This is a genomic window from Streptomyces sp. CO7 (assembly GCF_053474865.1).
Window position 1 is genome coordinate 882,651 of record NZ_JBRIOU010000004.1, and the last position, 1,018, is coordinate 883,668.

Here is a 1,018-nt window from a genome sequence, read left to right on the forward strand (position 1 = left end):
GACGGGGTGGCGCTCCCGCGTCCGTCCGGAGTCGCTGCCGCCCTTGTCGACGCTGATGGCCGGCCTCACCGCGGCCGGCACCGGCCTGGTCGTCCTCGCCGTGCCGGTCCTGTTCCTCTGGATGACCTCGCCCTATCCCGGCAGCGGCCCGGGCAACGCGCTGCACACGACGGCGGCGCTCTGGCTGTCGGCACACGGCGTGGACCTGATCCGCGCCGACACCCTCTCCGGCGTGCCCGCACCGATGGGCATCGGCCCCTTGCTGCTCACCGCGCTCCCGGTGTGGCTGCTGCACCGGGCGGGACGGTCCGTCGTCGAGGGCGGCGACGGGACCGACGAGGACGCTCCCCCGCCTCCTGGCGTCGCCTGGGCCGGGGTGACGGCGGGGTACGTGGCGGCCGGCCTGCTCGCCGCGCTGTACGCCATGGGCGGCGGGTACCGACCCGGCTGGGGATGGACCACCTTCTGGCTGCCCGCGCTGGCCGCCGGGGTGTCCCTCTGCGGGATGTGGGCCGGGTCCGACCACCTGCGGCGCGCGGTGGACCGGACCGGCGGACGTCTCCCCGACCTCCTCCTCGGTCGTGCCGACCGCGGCCGCCGGCTGGGCGCCGTGTTCCGGGCGGCCGGGGAGGGCGCTGTGGCGCTGGTGTGCGGCGGAGCCCTGCTGGCGGCGATCGCGCTCGTCCTGCACGCCGGGGACGCGGGGGCGGCCTTCGGCCGGCTCGCCGGAGGCTGGGTGAGCGGCGTGACCCTGCTGCTGCTCTGCCTGGCACTGCTGCCGAACGCGGCGGTGTGGGCGGCCGCGTACGCGCTGGGCGCGGGTTTCCTGCTCGGGCCCGCAATGGTCGCGCCCCTCGGCGCCGGAGGAACGGTGCCGCGCCTGCCCGTGTTCCCGTGGCTCGCCGCGGTGCCGACCGGGACGCCCCAGCGGGAGGCGGCAGGCCCGGCCGGTGGGGCCGGGGCGGACGTGACGGCCGGGGCGGACGCCGTGCAGGGGGTGGGCACCGTGGACGGGATG

Annotated in this window: 1 protein-coding gene; it reads left to right on the plus strand. The window is 78.1% G+C overall.

All coding sequences use genetic code 11. The annotated features are described in order from the left end of the window. Positions 1 to 43: 43 nt before the first annotated feature. On the plus strand, positions 44 to 1,018 hold a 975-nt coding region (locus ACOV8S_RS16815), incomplete at its 3' end, for a cell division protein PerM (RefSeq protein WP_448318613.1).